The organism is Luteibacter sp. TLI7-4A (assembly GCF_056754745.1).
In genome coordinates this window covers 1,156,846-1,179,597 of record NZ_JBPGWO010000001.1, presented here as the reverse complement: position 1 = coordinate 1,179,597, position 22,752 = coordinate 1,156,846, and the positions used below count along the sequence as shown (strand labels likewise).

General features: G+C 66.3%; 16 protein-coding genes. 5 read left to right on the top strand and 11 right to left on the bottom strand.

The genetic code is table 11. The annotated features are described in order from the left end of the window. Positions 1 to 12 precede the first annotated feature (12 nt). On the bottom strand, positions 13 to 8,517 hold the full coding sequence (locus ACR9Y6_RS05290) for a glycoside hydrolase family 94 protein (protein WP_481280333.1): 8,505 nt from the start codon (positions 8,515 to 8,517) through the stop codon (positions 13 to 15). A gap of 168 nt (positions 8,518 to 8,685) precedes the next feature. Here ACR9Y6_RS05290 and ACR9Y6_RS05285 point away from each other — a divergent pair, with 168 nt between their 5' ends. Both ACR9Y6_RS05285 and ACR9Y6_RS05280 read left to right on the top strand, forming a co-directional pair. Next, a complete protein-coding gene (locus tag ACR9Y6_RS05285) occupies positions 8,686 to 9,405 on the top strand; it encodes a Crp/Fnr family transcriptional regulator (protein WP_481280332.1) in 720 nt (239 codons plus the stop codon). 80 nt (positions 9,406 to 9,485) lie between these two features. Continuing rightward, positions 9,486 to 10,559, top strand: a complete 1,074-nt coding sequence (locus tag ACR9Y6_RS05280) for a redoxin domain-containing protein (protein ID WP_481280331.1) — start codon at positions 9,486 to 9,488, stop codon at positions 10,557 to 10,559. Positions 10,560 to 10,578: 19 nt separating this feature from the next. Here ACR9Y6_RS05280 and ACR9Y6_RS05275 read toward each other — a convergent pair whose 3' ends face one another. The 3 genes from ACR9Y6_RS05275 to ACR9Y6_RS05265 all read right to left on the bottom strand — a co-directional run bounded on the left by ACR9Y6_RS05275 (position 10,579) and on the right by ACR9Y6_RS05265 (position 13,718). After that, on the bottom strand, positions 10,579 to 11,670 hold the full coding sequence (locus ACR9Y6_RS05275; RefSeq protein WP_481280330.1) for an ATP-grasp domain-containing protein: 1,092 nt from the start codon (positions 11,668 to 11,670) through the stop codon (positions 10,579 to 10,581). A 62-nt stretch (positions 11,671 to 11,732) separates the two neighbouring features. Continuing rightward, the gene (locus ACR9Y6_RS05270; protein WP_481280329.1) at positions 11,733 to 11,906 is read right to left on the bottom strand and encodes a hypothetical protein; all 174 of its coding nucleotides are present in this window, start codon (positions 11,904 to 11,906) and stop codon (positions 11,733 to 11,735) included. A gap of 264 nt (positions 11,907 to 12,170) precedes the next feature. Continuing rightward, on the bottom strand, positions 12,171 to 13,718 hold the full coding sequence (locus ACR9Y6_RS05265) for an MDR family MFS transporter (protein WP_481280328.1): 1,548 nt from the start codon (positions 13,716 to 13,718) through the stop codon (positions 12,171 to 12,173). Between the two features lie 112 nt (positions 13,719 to 13,830). On the opposite strand from ACR9Y6_RS05265, the gene ACR9Y6_RS05260 reads away from it, so the two are divergent. Further along, the gene (locus ACR9Y6_RS05260; RefSeq protein WP_481280327.1) at positions 13,831 to 14,493 is read left to right on the top strand and encodes a TetR/AcrR family transcriptional regulator; all 663 of its coding nucleotides are present in this window, start codon (positions 13,831 to 13,833) and stop codon (positions 14,491 to 14,493) included. Between the two features lie 29 nt (positions 14,494 to 14,522). After that, positions 14,523 to 15,191 carry a phosphoglycolate phosphatase gene (gene gph / locus ACR9Y6_RS05255; protein ID WP_481280326.1) on the top strand — a complete coding sequence of 223 codons (669 nt, stop codon included), beginning with the start codon at positions 14,523 to 14,525 and terminating at the stop codon, positions 15,189 to 15,191. 10 nt (positions 15,192 to 15,201) lie between these two features. Here the strand turns inward: gph and ACR9Y6_RS05250 are convergent, their stop codons facing one another. The 6 genes from ACR9Y6_RS05250 to zwf form a co-directional block, all read right to left on the bottom strand. After that, positions 15,202 to 16,575, bottom strand: coding sequence for a serine hydrolase domain-containing protein (locus ACR9Y6_RS05250; RefSeq protein WP_481280325.1), 1,374 nt, complete (start codon positions 16,573 to 16,575; stop codon positions 15,202 to 15,204). A 132-nt stretch (positions 16,576 to 16,707) separates the two neighbouring features. Then, positions 16,708 to 17,469 (bottom strand): LytR/AlgR family response regulator transcription factor, encoded by a 762-nt coding sequence (locus ACR9Y6_RS05245; RefSeq protein WP_481280324.1) that lies wholly within the window; start codon positions 17,467 to 17,469, stop codon positions 16,708 to 16,710. After that, entirely contained in the window at positions 17,466 to 18,491 is a 1,026-nt protein-coding gene (locus ACR9Y6_RS05240; RefSeq protein WP_481280323.1) for a sensor histidine kinase, read from the bottom strand. Before ACR9Y6_RS05240 ends, ACR9Y6_RS05245 begins: the two co-directional genes overlap by 4 nt. A 121-nt stretch (positions 18,492 to 18,612) precedes the next feature. Beyond that, the gene (gene msrA, locus ACR9Y6_RS05235; protein WP_481280322.1) at positions 18,613 to 19,113 is read right to left on the bottom strand and encodes a peptide-methionine (S)-S-oxide reductase MsrA; all 501 of its coding nucleotides are present in this window, start codon (positions 19,111 to 19,113) and stop codon (positions 18,613 to 18,615) included. Further along, complete coding sequence (gene msrB / locus ACR9Y6_RS05230) at positions 19,110 to 19,571, bottom strand: peptide-methionine (R)-S-oxide reductase MsrB (protein WP_481280321.1); 462 nt, start codon at positions 19,569 to 19,571, stop codon at positions 19,110 to 19,112. The genes msrA and msrB overlap by 4 nt, the downstream gene beginning before the upstream one ends. Before the next feature lie 120 nt (positions 19,572 to 19,691). Further along, a complete protein-coding gene (zwf, locus tag ACR9Y6_RS05225) occupies positions 19,692 to 21,179 on the bottom strand; it encodes a glucose-6-phosphate dehydrogenase (RefSeq protein WP_481280320.1) in 1,488 nt (495 codons plus the stop codon). A gap of 245 nt (positions 21,180 to 21,424) precedes the next feature. On the opposite strand from zwf, the gene ACR9Y6_RS05220 reads away from it, so the two are divergent. Next, positions 21,425 to 22,171 (top strand): glucose 1-dehydrogenase, encoded by a 747-nt coding sequence (locus ACR9Y6_RS05220; protein ID WP_481280319.1) that lies wholly within the window; start codon positions 21,425 to 21,427, stop codon positions 22,169 to 22,171. 10 nt (positions 22,172 to 22,181) lie between these two features. On the opposite strand, the gene yjjX is transcribed toward ACR9Y6_RS05220, so the two are convergent. Beyond that, entirely contained in the window at positions 22,182 to 22,742 is a 561-nt protein-coding gene (yjjX, locus tag ACR9Y6_RS05215; RefSeq protein WP_481280318.1) for an inosine/xanthosine triphosphatase, read from the bottom strand. Positions 22,743 to 22,752: the final 10 nt, after the last annotated feature.

Here is a 22,752-nt window from a genome sequence, read left to right as displayed (position 1 = left end):
GCCGGGCCACCGTCAGCGGCGCGGATAGGTCACGTGCACGTCGTGCCGAAGCCCGTCATCGATTCGCTCGAGTTCCCCGCCATCGACCACGACGCCATCGAGGCGAACGCTCGTTTCCTCGCCCGCCTGCGTAGGACGAAGATCGATGTCCCAGGTCGTGGTGCCGTGGCGGTACTCCACGCGGTATCCCGCCCATGCCCCTGGCACGTTCGGCTCGAAGCGCAGCTTGCCGCCGCTGAGCCGTATTCCCAGGAGGGATTCCACGAGCAGCCGGTACATCCATCCAGCGGAACCCGTGTACCACGTCCATCCGCCACGCCCGACATGAGGCGCGACGCTGTAGACGTCCGCGGCGATGACATAGGGCTCGACCTTGTAGCGCTCGACGGAAGCGATGTCGCCCGTATGGCTGGCTGGTCCGATCATGCGGGCAAGCTCCCAGGCCCGGTCCGGCTGTCCTGTCCTGGCGAATGCCATCGCCGCCCAGACCGCGGCGTGGGTGTACTGGCCACCGTTTTCGCGTACGCCTGGAACGTAGCCCTTGATGTAGCCGGGCTCCATCGCCGTCCGGTCGAACGGGGGATCGAGCAACCGGATCAAGCCCGCGTCGCGGTCTATGAGGTGGCCGTCCAGCGAGGCCAGCGCCTGCGTCGCCCGTTCGGCGCCGGCCACGCCCGACAGTACCGACCAGCTCTGCGCGATGGAGTCGATCCTGCATTCCTCGTTCCCGGCCGATCCCAGCGGCGTGCCGTCGTCGAACCATGCGCGGCGGTACCAGTCGCCATCCCAGGCTTCCGCTTCCAGGCTGGCGGCCAGCGTGTCGGCCTCGGCGAGACAACGGTCCGCGAAAGCCGGATCGCCATGTCCTCGCGCGGTCACGGCGAACTCGCGCAGTACATGACTGAGGAAGAAGCCCAGCCATACGCTCTCCCCCTGCCCGCCGATGCCGACCAGGTTCATGCCATCGTTCCAGTCGCCGCCGCCCATCAAGGGCAGGCCATGGCGTCCACGGGGCATCGCGTGCTCGATCGCCTGCACGCAATGCTTGTAGAGGGTCGCGCTCTGCCCGGAGGGGCGTGGCAGATCGTAGTTGGATTCCTCACCGGCCCGCAGGGCGCGTCCTTCGATGTATTCGACCGTCTCGTGCAAGACGTCGCCGTCGCCGCTGCATGCCACGTACCGGCTCGTCGCCAGTGGCAGCCACAGATAGTCGTCGGAGCACGCGGTGCGTACGCCTCGCTCCGTCGGTGGATGCCACCAGTGCATCACATCGCCTTCGACGAACTGATGCGCGGCGCACACCAGCAACTGCGCACGCGCCAGCGCCGGCGCGGCATGCTGCATCGCCATCGAATCCTGCAACTGGTCGCGAAAACCGATCGCGCCCCCGGACTGGTAGTAACCGCTGCGAGCCCACATCCGGCTGGCGATGGTCTGGTAAAGGAGCCAGCCATTGGCGAGCACGTCCATGGCGGGCTCGGGTGTCTCGACCCGTACCCTGCCCAGTACATCCCGCCAGTGGGCGCGCACCGCCGCGAGTGCCGCCTCCGCGGTGCCGTCCATTCGCACACGCTTCACCAGCGCACGGGCCTCGGTGTCGCTGGAGCACATGCCCAGGCGGATGACGATATCCTGGGACTCGCCGGCAGACAGCAATACCTCCATGCGCAGGGTGCCGCAGGGATCGAGTCCCGCGCCGACACGGTTCGACCAGTCCTGGCGGCGCATCGCCAGCGGCGAAGCGAGCGATCCGTTGCGGCCGAGGAACTCGGTGCGGTCACCGCCGATCCTGCGCTCCGGATCTCCCACGTCGAGGAACGCCACGCGCCCCGGGAAGTCGCTGTTATAGGCATTGCGTGCGAACAAGGCACCCGTTGCGGCGTCGATATCGGTCACCACATGCATCACGTTCTTTTCGCGGATGTCTCCGAGCAGCCACTCCACGTACGCGGTGATCGATATGCGCCTGGGAGCGTTTCCCTCGTTCGTTAGCCTCAACACATGAAACTTCACGGGAAGGTCGATCGCGACGAATAGATCGAGCCGCGAACGGATGCCTTCCTCGACGTGTTCGAACGTGCTGTAGCCGAAGCCGTGGCGCGTCGTGTAACCGCCGGCGCCCCGCACGGGAAACGGGGTCGGCGACCATACATGGCCGCTGGCCTCGTCACGCAGGTAGATCGCCTCGCCGCCCGCGTCCTCCACGGGATCGTTGTGCCACGGCGTCAGGCGGCAGGCATGGGCGTTCTCGGCCCATGTATAGGCGGAGCCGCTCTCGGAAACGATGCTGCCGAACGAGGGATTGGCCAGCACGTTGCACCACGGGGCGGGGGTGACCGCGCCGGGGGGCAGTTCGATCACGTATTCGCTGCCGTCGTCTGAGAACGCCCCGGCCGCCGCCGTCCGATCGGCTGGCGGTGATGCCGGTCTCTGCGGCCAGGAGGCCGCTTCGACCGGCGGGGGCCGTGAGTCGAGCCGGTGGCGTTCCATCTGCTCCGCGAGCGAACCGAGGGTGTCCACCACCACGATGCGCGCGCTTGCCTGCATCACCATCCGGTCTTCGTGGGAAAGCGGCTGCGCCGCCCGGATGAAGACACCGCCGGGCCGGTCCAGCAGGCTGGCTTCGGAGCCGGACGCCAGCAATCCGGTCAGCGCGTCGTGCAATGCCTGACGGTAGCCGGTGCTGTCCTCGTTCCAGATCACCAGGTCGACCAGGAGTCCGCGCATTCGCCAGTACGCGGCGGCGCGAACGAGGTCGCGCGCGATATCCAGGCGGGCCATGTCGCCGATCCGGAGCAGGACGATCGGAAGGTCGCCGGAAACGGCCTGGCCCCATAGGCCGGATTGCCCACGCGCGTTGGCCGCGATCAACGAGGGCTCCGCGCGCAAGGCCAGGTTCGGGTACAGGATCGAGGTCGCCATGTGCTCGTAGAGCTGGGCGTCGGCGAGCGTCGCATTGGCCTGACGCAACAGCACCTGGCTATGCGTCCAGGCGAGGTCGAACACGCGATCGCAAAGGTGGCGATCGCGGTACTTCTCGATCAGGCGCAGGCAGGCCTCACGGCCGTCCGCGACACCGGTGACGAAATCCAGGGTCGCCGTCTGCCCGGGATCGAGCGTCACGCTGACGCGGATCGAGACGATGGGATCGAGGACGGCACCGTCGCTTCCCGACAGATGAGACACCCCGGGATCGAGCGCCGCGGGATGCGCGGTGCTTCGCCCCCGGCCGATAAAGCGGGAGCGATCAGTCTCGTACGATATGGCATCCACGTCGGCATCGTGCACCGCCACGAGGTGGCACATCCATGGAATCTGCTCGTCGGCGGATCGTGGCCGGCGTTTGCATAGCAGCGCCTGCATCTCTTCGACGATCTCCGTCGTCACGAAAAGCTTGCTGAAGGCGGGATGCATCGCGTCACCGATCGGATCGGCCAGCACCACTTCGGCGTAGCTCGTCAGTTCGATGCTGCGGCGGGTACGGCCGTGGTTGGTCACGCGCGTTCGGCGCAATTCGATGTCGTCCTCGGGCGAGACGACGATCTCCGTATGCGTCTCGAACCCACGCTGCCGGACACGGAACTCCGCGCGGGACTCGGAAAAAATAGCCTCGAATCGTTCCGTGCGGCGACCGATGGGCTGGTACGACGTCGTCCAGGTATCGCCAGACTCCGGGTCCCGCAAGTAGCAGAACATGCCATGCGCGTCACACGTGATGTCTTCACGCCAGCGGGTGACCGCCATGGCGTTCCTCCGGCTGTAACCGCCACCGCCACTGTTGATCATGACGTGGTAGCGGCCATTCGACAGCAATTGCACGGCCGGCCGCGACCTGCCGGGATCGGTGAACAGGCGCAGGCGCGCTTCTGGCGTCGGTGTCGTGGTGGCGCCATCGGAGAACTCGGTGGCGTGCAGGTATTCCGACGCCGTCCGCGGAATGCGTTCCTGCAACAGCAGGCTCGTGGCCATCACCGAGGGATCCGTTTCGAAGCGGCGCCGCATGGGCTGGTCGAGCAGGAGATGCTCGATGGCCAGCAACGCCATGCCCTGGTGGTGCGCCATGAACGAACGAACCACCGCCGCGCCTTGCCCGGGCGGGACCCGGGAGGGCGTGTAGTCGATCGCCTCGTACATGCCATGACGCGTCGCCATGCCCAGGTCCACGAGGCGGCGAAGGTTCACGATCGCCACTTGCGGAGCGACCATGAGGGCCAGCGCGCTGGCGTAAGGCGCGACGACCAGGTCGTCGCCCAGCCCCCGCTTGAGTCCGAGTCCCGGCACCCCGAAGGCGCGATATTGGTATGTCCCTTGGGCGTCGATGGTGTTGTAGCCCGATTCGGAGACACCCCACGGCACGTCGCGTTGCTTGCCGTAGGCGACCTGCCGCGCGACGGCGGCACGACAGGTCTGTTCCAGCAGGCTTCCCTCGTAGCTGGGCATGACCAGCATCGGCATCAGGTACTCGAACATCGACCCGGTCCACGACAACAACACCGTGGATGTCCCCGACGTGGTGAGCAACCTGCCCAGCGCGAACCAGTTGTCCTGGGGTACCTGGCCTTCGGCGATCGCGACGAAACTGCCCAGCCGGGCCTCCGATGCCAGCAAGTCGTAGAACGAGGCATCGAGGGCCCGCCTTTCGACGTCGTAGCCGATCGAGAACAAGTGCCGGCGCTCGTCGTAGAGGAAAGCGTGATCCATGATCGACAACTCACGGGCGAGCGCCGCGAGTGCCGAGACATCGCGCATGCGCTCGACCGCCAGGACTTGCGCCGGAGTCCCTGGTTCGGAGGCGGCGATACCGCCCAGTGTCGGGATCGCGGAGGACGCGGTGGAAGCGCCTTGCCACTGTCGCGCGTCGGCAAGCAGCTCTTCGCACTGGACGCCCACGCGTTCGAGCCAGAACGCCGCCTCGGCGGATGAGGTGCGCGCCAGTCGCGCGGTCACCGTCCGCAGGTGCTCGCCCTGACGCATCGCCAGGGCGAGCACCTCGTCGAGGTTGCCCGGGGGTGAATCCATCGCGCTCGCCAATGCGGCCGACCAGGTTCCCAGGTCGGCTTTCGCATCGGCCGTGCCGGCTTCATGGGCCAGGATGTCCACCGAGTCGCGCAAGCCGAGCAGCGACGACATCCGGAAGACCGGTTCGTCCGCCAGGGCCAACAGTCCACGCTGCAGCGTGAGCAGGTGACCGGCGAGGTTGCCGCTATCCACGCTGGAGACATACAGCGGCGGCAAGGGAGCGAGCGTGTCGGTGGCGTACCAGTTGTAGAAGTGCCCGCGGTGCCGCTCTAGCGAGCGCATCGTCTCCAGCGTGGCGGATGTCCGCTGGATGAAGCGGCCCATGCCGATGAAACCGAAATCGTAGGCGGCGAGGCCGGAGAGCAGCCCAAGGCCCATGTTCGTTGGCGATGTGCGCCTCGCCACGACCGGGTCCGGGGTCACCTGCACGTTGTCGGGCGGAAGCCAGCGATCCGCCGGACCGACATATTCCTCGAAGAACGACCATGTACGCCTTGCCAGGCCACGAAGGAAACGCCGCTCGGCGTCGTTCGGCTCGAAGGCCGATCCGATCCTGGGGCGGCTGATCCACCAGGCGAGTACCGGCGAAAACGACCATAGGAGAAGAACGGGCATGGCCACCGGCAGCACCGCCGGGCGGACGAAACAGAGCGTGGCGACCAGGCCGGATGCCAGCACGGGTCCGGCCCACATCGCCCGCCATGGAACACTCCGTGATCCACGCCCCCGCCGTTCGACTTCGCTCGACGAACGCCATTCGAGCAGATGCCGCCGGCTCACCGCCATGCGCCAGAGGGAACGCAGGATCGCATCGAGCCCGGATGCCGCCTCGTGGGGCAGCCACGCCATGGACAATATCAGCCTCGCGCCGTGCTGGCCCGCCCCCGCCAACGACACGCGAAGGTGCCGCGACCAATCGATGTCGCTCGATTTGCGCGAGGCCTCCATGAGTGCCTGGAGCAGTACGGGCACGAAGGTCATGGACAGTATCGCCAGGGTCCAGGTCGGCGCGGGCCGTATCCACAACCAGCCCACGACAAGCAGCGCCACCGACGCCAATGGCACCAGGCTGCGCCTCAGATTGTCGAAGATCTTCCAGAGCGACAGCGCCGACAGGTCGTTCCGCCGCCAGCCCGTCCTGCCGGGGACCTTCGGCAGCAACCAGGGCAACAGCTGCCAGTCTCCACGTATCCAACGATGGCGCCGCAGCATGTCGTCGACGTACCGTTCGGGAATTTCCTCGAACACGGTCACATCGCTGAGCAAGGCGGAACGCGCGAAGCAGCCTTCGATCAAGTCGTGGCTGAGGACACGCTCGTCTCGCAGCCGTCCCGCCAGTGCACGCTCGAACGCATCGATGTCGTAGATGCCCTTGCCGATGAACGAGCCCTCGTGGAAGAGATCCTGGTAGACATCGGACACGGCGCGCGTGTAAGGATCGATTCCCGCGTCGCTTCCATAAAGGCGCGCGAAGAGCGAACGCGCGCGTGCAGGCAGGCCGATGCCCGCACGGGGTTGCATGATCCCGTAACCGGAAAGCACCTTCCTTCCGTCGCTGGCGAACACCGGCCGATTCAATGGATGGTCCATCGCGGCGACCAGCAGGTGCGCCGTATCGCGCGGTAGCTGCGTATCGGTATCCAGCGTGATCACATAGCGAAGGAACGGCAGGCTGGACAATCGCCCCACGACGCGCATGAAGGCCTCCGGGCCTTTGCCACGAAGCAGCGCGTTCAGCGCCACCAGCTTCCCGCGCTTGCGATCGGCGCCGATCCACCGGCGCTCCGTCTCGCTCCATGTCCGGGGCCGGTGGAAAAGGAAGAAGCGGTCGGCGTCGGGCGATGCGTACTTCGCATTGAGCGACGCGATCAGCCGGTGCGCCGAATCGAGGATGGCCGCATCGCCTGGCATCGAGGCGGAGTCCGCATCCATGAAATCGGTGAGCAACGCGAAATACAGGGCGGTGTCGCGATTGGCGAGGAACCGCACTTCGAGCGATTCCACGATGGACTCGACATCGTCGATGGAGCCCAGCAACGTCGGCACCACCACGATCGTGGACGCCTGGGCCGGTATGCCCTCCGCATAGTCCATCCGTGGCAGCGAATCGGGTGTCGTGACCAATGTGGCCAGCAGGTTCAACAGGCCTATCGCGAGCTGGCTCGCCACGAGCAGCGAGCCGATGACGATGCCCGCCATCGCCCACGCGGGCACCGGCGGCGACGAAGCCGTCGCGATGACTCCACGGCCCAACACCGCCGTGACCACCACCAGGGCGGACAGCGCGAAGGCAAAGGGAGCCGTGTCGAAGATACGCCGGCAGCGCGTGGCGAATCCGGGCCGTACTCCCAGCTCGTCTTCCATCGCGCGCGCGCCGGCGCCGATCAGGTGAAAACCGACATGCCTGGCCAGTTCGTCGTTGTCCGGTCTCCCGCAGGCGGCCAATACGGCACGCGCCGTCGCCACTTCATCGCGGCGGCTCGTTCGGGCCAGGCGCTCCACGGCATGCCGGTAACGGTCGCGCGTGGCGAAGTCCATCGCCGCATGGATCGACGCCGGATCCTCGCGCAGGATAGCCTCGACCTGGCTCGCTTCCTCGACGAAGTCGCGCCAGTCGATGGTCGCCAGCGCGCGCAGGCTTCCGATGCTGTTCGCGACGGAAACCTGGTTGGCGGCCTGCTGTTGCGATTCGACCTGCACGAGGTAGTCGATGCTGCGGCCGGATTCCGACAGCCGCTGTTCGACCCAGCCCAGTGGCATGGCCAGTGCCGGGCCCTGCCCTTGCAACCGGCGCGCCAGCTCAGCGACGAAGGGTGCGCTCATCACCGGCGAGGAACGCGCCATGTCGGCGACCACGAGGACGATGTTCTTCGGATCGTTCACGGCCATGCGAGTCATGGCGTCCGCCCAGCGCGTGGCACGGTGCCGCCGGGAACGGTCGAGCATCACCCTCACCGCGATGCGCCGCAGGTTTTCGATCAAGGCCAGGCGCAGCATGATGGGAATGGCCCACAACTCGCCCAGGCTGAGCGGCACGATGGCCTGGTAAGCCTTGAGGAAACGCGCCAGGCCTGCCGCGTCGAGCCGGCCGTCGCCATGCGAGATCACTTCCAGGGCGATATCGTAGACCCGCGGCAGGCCCTTCGAGGCGCCGTTCTCCAGTTGTACCAGCTCCCGGCTATAGCCTTTGGGAAAGTCCTTGTGGGCGATCCGTATGTGTTCTTCGATCAGGTAAAGATTGTCGAGCAGCCATTCCCCCGCGGGGGTGGCGCCATCCACACGCCGGCCAGCCGCCACCAACGCCCGGCAGGCTTCGAGGATGACGGTCTCGTTTTCGGCCAGCCGTGGGAGTAGCCATTCCGACGATCGCTTCCGCGCGAGTCCATGGCGGCTCGCCAGTACGGACCCGTGGGCTTCCAGCTGGTCGGCGTTGAAGAGTTCGGAACGGAGCGCCGGTTCACGTTCGGCGGCAGGCGCTTTCGTGGCGGTGCGCCACATGGTCTTGCCGGTCACACGCCGGCGCTGGTGCGGGGAAAAGGGATCATGGCACTCTTTGGGCCCAGGATGCCGGGCAGACGCCCACCCTGCACCCATGCGAGCGTATTGTCGGTGCGCTGGCGCACTTAGGTAGTAGACTCCCGGGGCGGACCCCATGGAGGAAAGCGCATGGCCTCGGCTCTGGATCCGCGCGACAACCGTTTGCTCGCCATGTTGCCCGATGACTCCCTCGCGTCGTGGTCGCCCCTGCTCGAACCCATCGATATGCCCCTGGGGCAGGTGTTGTACGAGCCGGGTGTACGGCTGGGCCACGTCTATTTTCCCACCACGTCCATCGTTTCCCTCCTCTACGTGATGGAAGACGGCGCCTCGGCGGAAATCGCCGTGGTCGGCAACGAGGGCATCGTCGGCATCTCGCTTTTCATGGGCGGGGAATCGACCCCCAGCAGGGCGCTGGTGCAAAGCGCGGGAAAGGGATTCCGGCTGGAAGCGGCGGCGATGCTGCGTGAATTCAATCGCGCTGGGCCGGTTCTCCACCTGCTGCTCCGTTATACGCAGGCCCTCATCACGCAAATGTCGCAGACCGCCGTCTGCAATCGACACCATTCGCTCGACCAGCAGCTGTGCCGGTGGTTACTGCTCAGCCTGGATCGCCTGGGCGGGAGCGACCTCGTCATGACCCAGGAACTGATCGCCAACATGCTTGGCGTGCGCCGCGAAGGCGTCACGGAGGCTGCCGGACACTTGCAGCGTGCCGGGTTGATCCACTATCGGCGTGGACACATCACCGTGCTCGATCGCGAAGGGCTCGAGCGACGTACCTGCGAATGCTATGCCGTGGTCAAACGGGAATACGACCGCCTGCTTCCGCAAGACAGGCAAGGCTGACGCCTCGCCACGAAGGCACGTCCCTCCAAGAGATCCGGTGCGAATTGTAGTGACATGTCGCCGGATACCGGGAGCGCTTCATGAAACCATACACGTTGCTATCGATCTCGCTGGCGTTCACCACCGTGTTTTCCCAGCCGGCCGCTGGTGGCGATGCCGTCGCTTCGCCCCCCTCGGCGATCGAACTCCCGGTCGAGGGCCGAATGCCGTCCCTCACCGGCGCGACGACCTGGATCGGCTCCCCGGCACTCTCGCCCGCCGCGTTGCGCGGCAAGGTGGTGCTCGTCGATTTCTGGACGTACTCCTGCATCAATTCACTCCGGCAAGTCCCTTACCTTCGCGCATGGGCCGCCCGATACGGGAACCAGGGCCTGGTCGTCATCGGCGTCCACTCGCCGGAGTTCGGCTTCGAGAAGAACCTGGACAACGTGCGCACGGCGGTTAAGGACATCGCTCCCGGTTATCCGGTCGCCGTCGACAGCGACCACGCCGTGTGGCGTGCCTTCGACAATGAATACTGGCCCGCCCTCTACATCGTCGACAGCCAGGGACGCATCCGCCACCACGTCTTCGGCGAAGGCGAATACGAACATACCGAAGCGATCATCAGGCAATTGCTGGCCGAAGCCGGGCACGCCGATTTGCCCGCCGGACCGACCAAGGTGACATCCGAAGGCGTCGAGGCGCAGGCCGATTGGGCGCAACTACGTACGGGCGAGACCTATGTCGGTTACGACCGTGCCGACGGCTTCGCTTCCCCAGGCGGCATGCGGCAGGGCCGGAGCAAGACGTACGCACGTCCCGACGACCTGTCACCCGGTGGTTGGGGTTTTGCCGGGGACTGGACGGTCAAGGCGGAATCCGCGCAGTCCGACAAGGCCGACGCTCGCATCGTCTTCCGTTTTCATGCACGCGACGTCCACCTGGTGATGGGGCCGTCGTCGAGCGGCGCGCCCGTTCGTTTCCGGGTGCTCATCGACGGCAAGCCGCCGGGCGCCGGCCACGGTGTCGATGTCGCCGCCGACGGCAGCGGCACGGTGAGCAAGCCGCGGATGTACCAGTTGATCCGGCAGGCGGGTGAGATTACCGACCGGGACGTCGAGATCGAGTTTCTCGATCCGGGTATCCAGGTCTATTCCTTCACCTTCGGATAGCCGCACGCCGCCGCGTCGCCTATTCCAGCGTGAACAGGGACCGTTCCGGCAGGTTCGTCCGTACGCCGGCGCGCAAGGCCGCATAGCTGTCCGACTGCCAGAAGGCCTCCATCGAGACAGGCGCCAACGCATCGATGGACGCATCGGTGCGCCCGGTGACGAGCAAGGCGGTCATGCTTTGCAACACCGGGTATTCGGGCAGCAAATCCTCGACGAACAGGAACTGGCCGGCCTGGTTCACTTCGAGGAAATGGAAATCCCCTTGCTTGTCGACGGCGAGATCGATGCATCCGAACACGAGGCCGAGTTCGCGCATGAACGTGCGCAGCTTCGCTTCAACCCCCGCAGGCAAGGCTATCGCCTCCGCGCGGAAGGCCGGATCCTTGCCTTGGCCCCGCCAGTCGATATACGCGTCGCCCTGCGCCTTGCCCAGGCTCATCGCGAACACGCGATCGCCGATGAAGGTGACGCGCACATCGTGGCGCTTCTCGATGTAACGCTGGTAGATGCCTGGACAGACCGCGATGGCCTCCGCGGGCAATTCGCTGTCGCCGTTGAGCAGCGTGACGCCGACGGCGTGCATCCTGCCGCTCGCGCGCTCCTGCCACTGGTGCACGAGGAAACTCTTGAACACGACCGTACCGCACCGCCGGGTCAGCGCTTCCACCTCGGCGACATCGGTGGTCACCAATGTCTCCGGGAACGGAATACCCAGGCGCCGGCAGGTGTCGAGTTGCACGAGCTTCAACTCCGCCCGCTGCGATGCCGCCAGCCCATTCACCCACAAGGCATCGCCGTAGGTGCTTTCGAGACTGAAGACATTACGCTGGAACAGTTTCCATTCCCACGTGGCGAAGTTCCTGTCTTCCTCCGCGCAGTCGGGCACAGGGTCATGCAGCCGCCTGTTCCATACCGACCCGATGCTGTCGCCGGCCAGAAGCGAATCGCTGAACGACGTACCCTCGCCTCCCGTCCGCACGCTGTAGTGGATGCCTCTCTCCGCGCGTAACGAAGGCATCCATAAAGGCTCGACGCCTTGCTGGCGGATCGCCCATGCCAGTGCGCACGCATGTGGGTCGTTCGAAGGAGCGAGGATCAGGGGACGACGCATGGAACCTCCCATGACGATGCGCCCCGCGAGTGCGGGGCGCGGGGTCGGACGATGCGTACGTATCAGCCGCCGATGATGCCGATTTCCGGTTCCGGACGGTCAGGATCGGTGTAGATGGTCAGGAACAGGCCACCCTTGTCGTCCTCGGGAACCGCGGCCACCTCGAAGGCGCTGAGGCGGGCGAAGGCACGGGTCTTCGTGGATGCATCGTGGGACTGCGAAGCGTTGTTCGTCATAGCGGATGACTCCTTGGTGGATCGCACGGGGTTTGATCGTAAGGAATAACGCTGTAACCCAAGCGCCGCGGCGATGGGCCGATCGATACTACGTCGCCCGATGGCCGTGAATAGCGTCTGCCCATCATCCCTGCCGGAAATGCACACCCACTCCACCATGAAAGCCCTTCAAGGCGGCAGCCCAGCTCAGTGGCAACCCCTTTGGTAGGAGCCGCTCTGGTGGGAGCCGACCTTCCCGCTCTGGTGGGAGCCGACCCCCACACGTCAGTGCGCGCGGCGCAATGGCACGTCGCGCAGCCACCACGCCAGGACGAACGCCACCGCCATGACCACCGCCGCCACGTGATACACCGTGTGCAGCGAGGCGCCGAAGGCGTGGAGGTAGCGGTCGTGGATCGCCGGCGGGAGCGCGCGCACCGCGTCGGGCCCCAGGGAGCGCGGCGTGCGGGGACCCTCGGGCATCACGTCGTTCAATCGCGACTGCAATCCATTGCTGAAGATGGCGCCGAACGCCGACACGCCGATGGAACCCCCGATCGAACGGAACAGGGTGACACCCGATGTCGCCACGCCGAGGTGTTTCGCCTCCACGCTGTTCTGCGTGGCGAGGATCAACACTTGCAAGACCATGCCCAGGCCGAGGCCGAGAAAGCCGGCATAGAGGTAGATCAGGTACAGCGGATCGCTGTCGCGCACCGTGCCCAGCAGGACCAGGGCGATCCCCGCGATCAGCGTGCCGAGGATCGGAAACACACGGTACCGGCCGAACCGGCTGATGAGGCGCCCGGACGCGATGGAACTGACCAGCACGCCACCCATCAGCGGCAACAACTGCAAGCCCGCACCAGTGGGCGACACGCCCTTCACCACTTGCAGGTACAGCGGCAGGTAGGTCGTGGAACCGAACAACGCCGTGCCCACGAAGAATCCGATGAGGCTGCTGAGCAGGAAGGTGCGGTGGCGGAACAGGTGCAACGGGATGATCGGCTCCGCCGCCACGCTTTCCTCGTAGATGAAACCGACCACGCCGACCACCGCGAACGCGAGGATGAACCACAACTGCGCCGAATCCCACGGCAGCGTGGTGCCTCCCTCGGTGGTGAACAGGATGAGGCAACTCAATGCCAGCGCCAACCAGCCCGCGCCCCAGTAATCGATCGTATGGCGGACGTGGCGCACGTGAGGATGGAACACCGCGGCGATCACGGCGATGCACAACACGCCCAACGGCAGGTTCACGTAGAAGATCCAGCGCCACGAAAGGTGGTCGACCATGAAGCCGCCGAGCAAGGGGCCGATCACCGTGGCCAGTCCATAAACGCCACCGAACAAGCCCTGGTACTTGCCGCGCTCGGCCGGAGGGATCACGTCGCCGATCGACGCCATGGTCACCACCAGCAGGCCACCGCCACCCAAGCCCTGCAAGGCACGCATCAGGATCAACTGGGTCATGTCCTGCGCGAGCCCGCACAGGATGGAACCTAGCAGGAAGATCACGATGGCGGCCTGCAGGACGATCTTGCGACCGAACAGGTCGCCGAACTTGCCATACAGCGGCACCACCACCGTCGAGGTGAGCAGGTACGAGGTCACCACCCACGACAACTGGCTCAAGCCCCCCAGCTCGCCCACGATGGTCGGCAACGCGGTCGAGACGATGGTCTGGTCGAGGGCGGCCAGCAACATCACCAGCATCAGGGCGACGAACAGCAGGCGCAGCGACGGAACGGGTGCTGGCGCGACGGGAACGGGATCGGGCGCGGCGATGCTGGCCGGCGTCGCCGCGGCATCCTGGGCTGTTTCGGTCGTCACGGCGCGCCGCCTGCAATTAATTAAGTGGTGAGTTAATATATGCCCGTCACCGCATGCGGTCAAATGCCGGGCCATTCATGGTATCCATGCGGTCATCGATTCCGGAGACACCGTGGTCACTACTTCCCCCCGCAAGGCTCGCCGTCCGGGCCGTCCACCCTCCCACCCCGACGGCCCGGACCAGCGAGAACGGCTGGTCGGCATCGCGCTGGAGTTGTATGCGCGACAGGGCTACACCGCGACCACCCTCGCCGCGATCGCACGTGCCGCCGGCATGACGCCCGCCGCGGTGCACTACTACTTCAAGACGCGCGAGCAACTGTTCGACACCATCTTCGACGTACACATCGCGCCGATGCGAGCGCGGATCGACGACATCTTCCAGACGCACGCGAACGACCCGGCGGCGGCGTTCGCCCGGCTCGCGGAACGTTTCGTCGAGCTTGCCGCCGAACATCCGTGGATGGGCCCCGTGTTCTTCGGCGAGCTGCTCAACGACCACGACCTGTTCAAGCAGCACCTGCGCAAGCGGGTCAAGGCGAGTCGACAGGCCGCCCTGGTCACGGCCATTCGCCGCTGGCAGGACGAGGGCCGGCTGAACAAGGCGCTGGACCCCGTCCTGCTGATGACCTCGGTACTCAGCCTGACGGTGTTGCCGATGACCGCGCTGCGCAAATGGAAGGACGACCCCCTGCGCAAGCACATCGGGCCGGAGGAGATCACGCGACACGCCGTGGCCCTGCTCGGCCACGGGCTGGCGGCGCAGAAGGCGTAGAATCGTTGTCTTTCGCGCGGAGCGGTGCCTTGTCCTTCCCCTACTCCCTCGTCATCTTCGATCTCGACGGCACGCTGGTCGACAGCGCGGCCGACATCGCCGAATCGGTGAACCGCACGTTGCGGGACTGGAAGCTGCCCACCTACGACACGAGCCAGGTCACCGGCTGGATCGGCGAGGGCTCGCGAAAGCTCATCACCTATGCCTTCCGCCATGCGGGAAGCGACGCCGATATCGACGAGGTCATGCCGGGTTTCCTCGCGCATTACGCGGAAACCGCACTCGACGGCATCGCCTACGATGGCGTGGTCGAGACGTTGAAGGCGCTTCACGCGCGGGGTGTGAAGCTGGCGGTATGCACGAACAAGAACGAGGAATTCGTGCGTCCCTTGCTGGAGGTACGCGGCATGCTGCCTTACATCGACGGCATCGTCGGTGGCGACACCTTGCCCGAGCGCAAGCCCAGCGGCGTGCCCCTGCGCCACCTCGCCGACGAGGCGCGCGTGCCGATCGGACGAAGCCTGATGGTCGGCGACTCCGAGAGCGACGTGCTCGCCGCGCGCGACGCGGGCATGGACTTCGTCCTGGTCAGCTACGGCTATCGCAAGTCGCTCGACCTGCACGGTGCCGGCGCGGTGGCGGTGATCGACCGCATGCCGGAACTCCTGTCCCTCGCCTCCTCCGAAGCCGTCGGCTGACCCGGCTTCCTCACCGCGTGGCCGCGATGGCCGCCTCGATCAGGCCCACGTCGTCGACGATGCCGTAGTCGGGCGGCGCGGAGTAACCGAAGCGCACCACCACCAGATGCTCGGACGGCACGATGTAGATGCGCTGGCCCATGGTGCCGCTGGCGAAGAATCCGTCCTTGGGGAAGCCACCCTCGACGCGTCGGCGGGCCAGGTCGCTCGGGCCGTCGTTGGTCCAGAAGCCGGCGCCGTAAGGGGCTCCCAGCGTGGAGGTTCGCGACCAGCCGACCCAGCCTTCGGGAAGCAGCCGCCTACCGTCCGGCGCGATGCCATCGCTCAGGTAGAGCATGGCGAAGCGCGCATAGTCGCGGGCGCTGGCATACACGTAGGTGGAACCGACGAAGCTGCCTCGTCCGTCGAATTCCATGGTGACCTCGCCCATGCCCAGCGGATCGAACAATTCGCGCCGTGCGAACGCGCGAAGCCCCGCGGGACCTCCGCCCACCTTCTCGCCCAGCAGGCGATCGAGCAGTATCGTGTTTCCCGAGGTGTATTCGAAGGACGAGCCCGGCGGCTCCTTCGCCGGTTGCGCGGCGGCGAATCCCGCCATGTCGGCATGCAGGAATTCCATCCTCGCCACGGGGCTGAAGGCCGATTCGGCTTCCTCGATGGCGAGCCCGCTGCGCATCCGCATGAGGTCTTCGATCGTGATCGCGGCGCGTGCGTCGCCCGGCGCCTTCCACTCGGGCGCGTCCACGGGCTGGTCCGCGCGCAGCCTGCCCTTCCGCGCGAGGATGCCGAGGAAGGCATTGGTGAACGACTTGGCGACGGAAAAGCTGATCAAGGGCGTGTGCACGCCGAATCCAGGCGCATAGCGTTCGGCGATCACGCGGCCATCCTTCACCACCACGACCGCTTTCACGCGCTTCGGCGGCTTGCCCGGTGCGTCCCGGAAGACACGGTCCACCGCGGCGGCGATCGCGGGTTGCGTGGCGGCGACGACATCGGCCGGTGCGAATCCATCGGCAACCGCCACGGCATGGCTCGTCGCATCGGCGGGCAGCGGGCGGTTGCCGGGCAAGACGAGGCGGCAACCGTACCCGGGTACGAACTCGGCGCGGGCCAGCGACCGGAACGGCCCGGAAACCTCGACGCCAGCCGGATCTCGCGACACATGCGGCGTGAGCAGACGGGCGGCGGTATCGCCGATCATCGGCGTCACCAGTTCGTCGTACGTCCGCTTCGGGTCCTGATTCCCCACGAAGGTCATCGAACAGACGTGGTGGGCCGCGACACCCGCGGCGACACGCAGCGCCTGATCCGGACGGAATACCGCCCATCCCACGGCGCCGAGCGCGACAAGGATTCCGGCAGCGACAAGGGCTTTCTTCGCCATGATTGATCTCCGACAGGTGGACGGAGTGTGGAGCGGCGCGTGCCGCCCGCAGGTGCCGCCAGGGACGAAGCCAGGAGTGCCGGGGACGAATCCCGGCCAGGAAGGATGCGGCGACAGGAAGCGGAGCCAAGCTCAGGCCCCGAGGGAGAGGCCTTCGGGCAGGTTCGCCAGGTAGCGGCGCGTCCAGGTGACTCGCGCGCCGTCGGCCAACAGGAGCCGCCGTTCGCCGTCGGGCCAGGGCTGCACCTCGCGCACCGCGTCGAGACGGACGATCGCCGATCGGTTCACCCGCACGAACTGACGGGGATTCAGGCGACCCTGCATCGCGTCCAGCGTTCCCCTCAGCCGATGGGCCGTGCCGTCCACATACACGTCCAGGTAGTTGCGGTCGGATTCGATGCGGTCGATGCGCTCGACGCGCACCAGTTCGGCGGCATCGCCACTGGGCAGCAGCAGGCGATCCAGATAGCGTTGCGGAGGCGGCGCGTCCCCTAGCAGGCCCTCCACGCGTCCCGCTATCCCGAGCGCGGGTGCCACCTTGTCGCGCAAGCGCGCCAACGCACGGGCGAAGCGCTCCGGTCCCACCGGCTTCAGCAGGTAGTCGAAAGCATGCACCTCGAACGCGCGTACCGCCTGGTCGTCGTGCGCTGTGACGAAGACGATCTCCGCCGGCAACGGATCGCCCAACGCCTGCAAGACGGCGAAGCCGTCGAGGCCGGGCATGCTGATGTCCAAGAAGACCACGTCGGGGCGGTCGCGCTGGATCAACCTCACCGCTTCACGGCCATCGGACGCTTCGCCGATCCATTGCACGCCCTCGCTTTCGGCGAGGTAGCGACGCAGCTTGGCCCGTGCGGGAGCCTCGTCGTCGACCACGACCGCGCGCAGGCTCATGCGACCTCCCAGCGCCTGGCCGGCAGCCAGACGCTGACGACGCTGCCGCCGCCGACCACTGGCTCGAGCCGTACCCCCGCCTCTTCGCCATAAAGGTGCCGAAGCCGCGCCCCGACATTGCCCAGGCCGATGCCGTGCCCCGGCCGGGCCATGGCACCGCCGCCGTCATCGCGCACGCGAACGGTGAGCCGGCCGGCTTCGCGCGAGGCATCCACGCGCACGCGCCGTCCATCGCCGGAGCCGCCGTGTTCGATGGCGTTCTCCACCAGCGGCTGGAGCAGCAGGAAGGGAATCCGCAGGTCGTCGAGCGAGGGATTCGCCTCGACCTGCACGTCCAGCCCGTCGCCGAAGCGAACGCGCTGGATGTCCGTGTATAACGAGACCAGGCGCCATTCTTCGGCGAGGCTGTGCTCATGGCTGGATGCGGACAACGTGTTGCGCAGCAACTCACCGATACGTGAAAGCATTTCGTCGGCCACGCGCGGCCGCTCGTACATCAGCTCCGACACGGCGTTGAGCGTGTTGAAAAGGAAGTGCGGGTTGAGTTGCAGGCGCAAGGCGTCCAACCTCGCCTCGGACAATGCGGACTCCAGTTGCGCGGCGCGCAATTCCCGCGCCTGCCCCTCCCTGTAGCGGTCGAACAGCCACACCCCGGCCACGATCACCACGTAGAAGAACAGCTGCGTCGGCATCTCCATCAGGTAGCGCCAGTGCGTCGGCGAATAAGCGAACTCGGGCATGCCGGCCGCACCGAACACGAGCTGGCGAAAGGCGATCATCAAGCTGGTCTGGGCGATCGACAGCGCGAGGAACAAGCCCGCGTGCGCAAGCCAGGTACGCGGCATGCGCCGCAGCATCAGGAACAGTGCCGGCAGGAAGACGCCGAAGCTCAGCGAGCCGGTGAGTTCGTCGATCAGCTTCGGCGCGAAGAGCGACGGATGGCCATTGGCGACGTCGACGAGATACCGGTTGGTGGCGCGCAGCACGCCGATGGCGACGAGCAGGGCGAGCCAGGGCCACACGCCGTGGCCATGCCGCCAGGACGGTCGAGATCCCTTACCGATCGCACTCTCCATGCCTTGCCCGCCCCCTGCGTTGCCAGCACCCCGCGGCTCTTATACCAGAGCCGGGGGTGCTGCCGGGTCAAGTGGCGCGGCGGGGCAATACCCAGTCCGGCCGGATGAAGTGGCAGGTATATCCGTTGGGGTACTTCTCCAGGTAATCCTGGTGCTCGGGCTCGGCTTCCCAGAACGGTCCGGCCGGCGCCACCTCGGTCACCACCTTGCCCGGCCACAGGCCGGAGGCGTTCACGTCGGCGATGGTGTCCTCGGCCACGGCCTTCTGCTCGTCGTCGAGGTAGAAGATCGCCGAGCGATAGCTCTCGCCCAGATCGTTGCCCTGCCGGTTCAGCGTGGTCGGGTCGTGTATCTGGAAGAAGAACTCCAGCACCTTGCGGTAGCTCAGCTTGTCCGGATCGAACTCGATCTCGATCGCCTCGGCGTGGCTGCCGTGGTTGCGATAGGTGGCATGGGGCACGTCGCCGCCGGTATAGCCGACGCGGGTGGAGATCACTCCCGGCTGCTTGCGGATCAGGTCCTGCATGCCCCAGAAGCAACCGCCGGCGAGAATGGCGCGCGCGGTCATGCGACACCTCCCTTCGCGTCGGCGAACAGGCTCGCGTACTGCCCGTAGCCCTCCTTCTCCAGGTCGGCCAGGGGGATGAAGCGCAGCGAGGCGGAGTTGATGCAATAACGCAGGCCGCCGCGGTCGCGCGGGCCATCGGGGAAGACATGGCCCAGGTGGCTGTCGGCGTGGGTCGAGCGGACCTCGGTCCGGACCATGCCGTGGCTGACATCCTGCTTCTCGACGACATGCTCGTTTTCGAGTGGCTGGGTGAAGCTCGGCCAGCCGCAGCCGCTGTCGAATTTGTCGAGCGAGGAGAACAGCGGTTCACCCGAGACGATGTCGACGTAGATGCCCGGCGCGTGGCTGTCGTGGAACTCGTTGTGGAACGGCCGCTCGGTGCCGCTCTGCTGGGTGACCCGGAACTGCTCGGGGGTCAACTTCGCCAACGCTTCGGGGGTCTTGCGATACTCGGACATGGAGGCCTCCAGGGGAAGGAAGGTTGCCTGGGAATGGGGCTCGGGGACCCTCTTCCCGGCACTCTCCACATAATGCGGCCGCCCGTCTTGGATGCAATGGGACAGGCGGCCGGAGGCCCTTCAGGCGGCGATGTCCTCGACCCACTGGTGACCCGCCTGGCGCAGCAGCTCGCGGGCCGAATCGGGGCCCCAGGTGCCGGCTTCATAGGTGTCGGGACCGTTCTCGTCCTCGCGCCAGCCTTCCAGGATCGGCGTCACCCACTGCCAGGCCGCCTCGGTCTCGTCCTTGCGGACGAACAACGCGGGACTGCCTTTCACGGCGTCCAGCATCAGCCCCTCGTAGGAGTCGCGGTAGCGAATGCGGTCCGGCTCACCGAGCCGGGACAACGCGTCGACCTCGTCCAGGCCGAAGCTGTTGCCGGGATGCTTGACGAACAGCGGCAAGGTGACGCTTTCGTTCGGCTGCACGCGGATCACGAGGCGGCTGCCCGGCCGCGCCTCGCCGAACAGGCCCGGCTCGCCCGCCCGGAACTGCACGACCACCTCGGTAAGCTTCTCGGGCATGCGCTTGCCCGAACGCAGGTAGAAGGGGACGCCACGCCAACGGGCATTGTCGATCTCCGCCTTCAAGGCGACGAAGGTCTCGGTGTTGCTGGGCGTCTCGCCCGGCAGCTCCTCGCGATAGGCAGGCACCGGCTTTCCGCCTGCCGTTCCCTGCACGTACTGGCCGCGCGCGACGTTCGCCCGCAAGTTGTGGCGATCGAGTGGCTTCAGCGATTTCAGTACGCGCACCTTCTCGTCGCGCAGCGCATCGGCGTCGAGCGACACGGGACGTTCCATGGCGACCACCGTGAGCACCTGCAACAAGTGGTTCTGGATCATGTCGCGCAACGCGCCGGACCCGTCGTAGTAACCGCCCCGGCCTTCGAGGCCGACGGTCTCGGCGGCAGTGATCTGCACGTACTCGATGGAGTCGCGATCCCACATGCGTTCCAGCATCGGGTTGGCGAAACGCAGCGCGATGATGTTCTGCACGGCTTCCTTGCCGAGGTAGTGATCGATGCGGAAGATGCTCCCCTCGGGGAAATAGCGGCCTACGCCTTCGTTGACCTTGCGTGCCGTTTCCAGGTCGGTGCCGATCGGCTTCTCCAGCACGATGCGCGACGACTCGCTGCGCAGTCCCTTCTCCGCCACGTTGCGTGCGATGTCGCCGTACAGGTCCGGCGCCGTGGCCAGATAGAAGACGCGCACCCTGTCGGCCGCGACATTCGATGCCAGCAGGGACTTCAGTCCCTCCCAGTTACCCGTGGATTCGGCGCCGTTGAGGCTCACATAGTGAACCATGCGCAGGAAGCGGTTCACCGTCCCGTCGATGAGTTCGTCGGCTCGCACGTGCTCGCGCAGCGCCTGGCGTGCTCGCTCGCGGTAGCCCTCGTCGTCCAGCGGTGAGCGTGCGGTACCCACGATGCGCGAATCGGCGGGAACCTGCCCTTCGGCGAAACGCCGGTACAGCGCAGGCAACAGCTTGCGCATCGTGAGGTCGCCTGTGGCACCGAAGATGACGTAATCGAAAGAATCTACGGGTTCGAGCGCGGTGGAACTGTTCATGTGGGGATTCCGATGGCGATTGGGTGGGCGGCATGCTGCCGTCACCTCGACCGGAACATGAATAAGGCGCCGTTCGCGCCTTTCAAGTACGTCTTTCCCAATCACCATTGCCTTGGCGGCATAAGTGTTATGAGCCGGGAGGTATGACAGCCCGCGCGCCCTCGTCCCCATGGATCGGTGCAGGGCCCCACATCGGGGCCGACCGCCCGTTGGGCGGACTCTCACTTAGTCCAAGGAACATCAACATGAGCAAGCTCAAAGACAAGGTCGCACTGGTCACCGGCGCATCCAAGGGCATCGGCGCGGGCATCGCCAAGGCGCTGGCGGCCGAAGGCGCATCGGTGATCGTGAACTACGCCTCCAGCAAGGCCGGCGCCGACAAGGTCGTGGCCGAGATCGAGGCGGCCGGTGGCAAGGCCGTGGCCGTGGGTGGCGATGTCTCCAAGCAAGCGGACGCGGAAAACCTCGTCGCTAAAACCATCGAGCATTTCGGCCGTCTGGACGTCCTGGTGAACAACTCCGGCGTCTACGAGTTCGCCTCGATCGAGGTGACGACCGAGGAGCTGTACCGCCGCACCTTCGACATCAACGTGCTCGGCACGCTCCTTGTCACCCAAGCGGCCGTGAAGCACCTGGACAAGGGTGCCAGCATCGTCAACATCGGTTCCACCGCCACCCGCATCACGCCGCCCGAGAGCGCCGTCTACACCGGTACCAAGGGTGCGGTGGACGCGATCACGGGCGTGCTCGCCCGCGAACTGGGTCCGCGCGGTATCCGCGTGAACGCGGTGAACCCGGGCATGGTGATCACCGAAGGCGTGAAGGCGGCAGGCATCGAGGGTTCCGACTTCGAGGCCTTCGCGGTCAGCCAGACGCCGCTCGGCCGTGTCGGCCAGGTGGACGACATCGCCCCCATCGTCGCCTTCCTGGCCTCGGACGACGCGCGCTGGATCACCGGCGAACTGATCATCGCCTCGGGCGGCATGCGCTGACGCAGGGCGGTCAGACGGCAGGCCGGAGCCCGTAGAGTTCCGGATGGAGGAACGGCGCCATCGCCAGCACCATCGCCTGTGTGTACGCGCTCTCGCGTGTCGCATGGCCGTTGGTGACCAGGCCGATGGCGCCGCCCTGCTGCTTGATGTTCACCGTGTCGAACAGGCGGTCCATCACGTCGCCGAGTTCCTCGCCTTCGAGCAGGGCTTCGTAGACCGCAGGCGGCAGGGGCAGCCACGCGCTGCACCCTACCGATACGTCGACACCGTTCGCGATGGCGACATAGCCGAACGTACCGGGACCATCCTCGGTGACATCGACGCCGCCTTCCAGCGCGACGTAGAAATCGGCCTCGCCATGCTGCCGGCAGAAGTTCATGCGATTGATCGCGCCCTCGCGGGTTTCCGCGGCGGACATGGGCTGGTCGTGAACGCCCGAAGGCGCGTGCATGCCCTCGCACTCGACCAGGCGGCCGGGGAACAGCGGCGCCAGCGCGTTACGCACGGCGCCGATCTTGACCGGATTGCGCGAGCCGACCAGGACCTTGATCGGCGTGTTGTCGTTGGACATCGGAACCTCG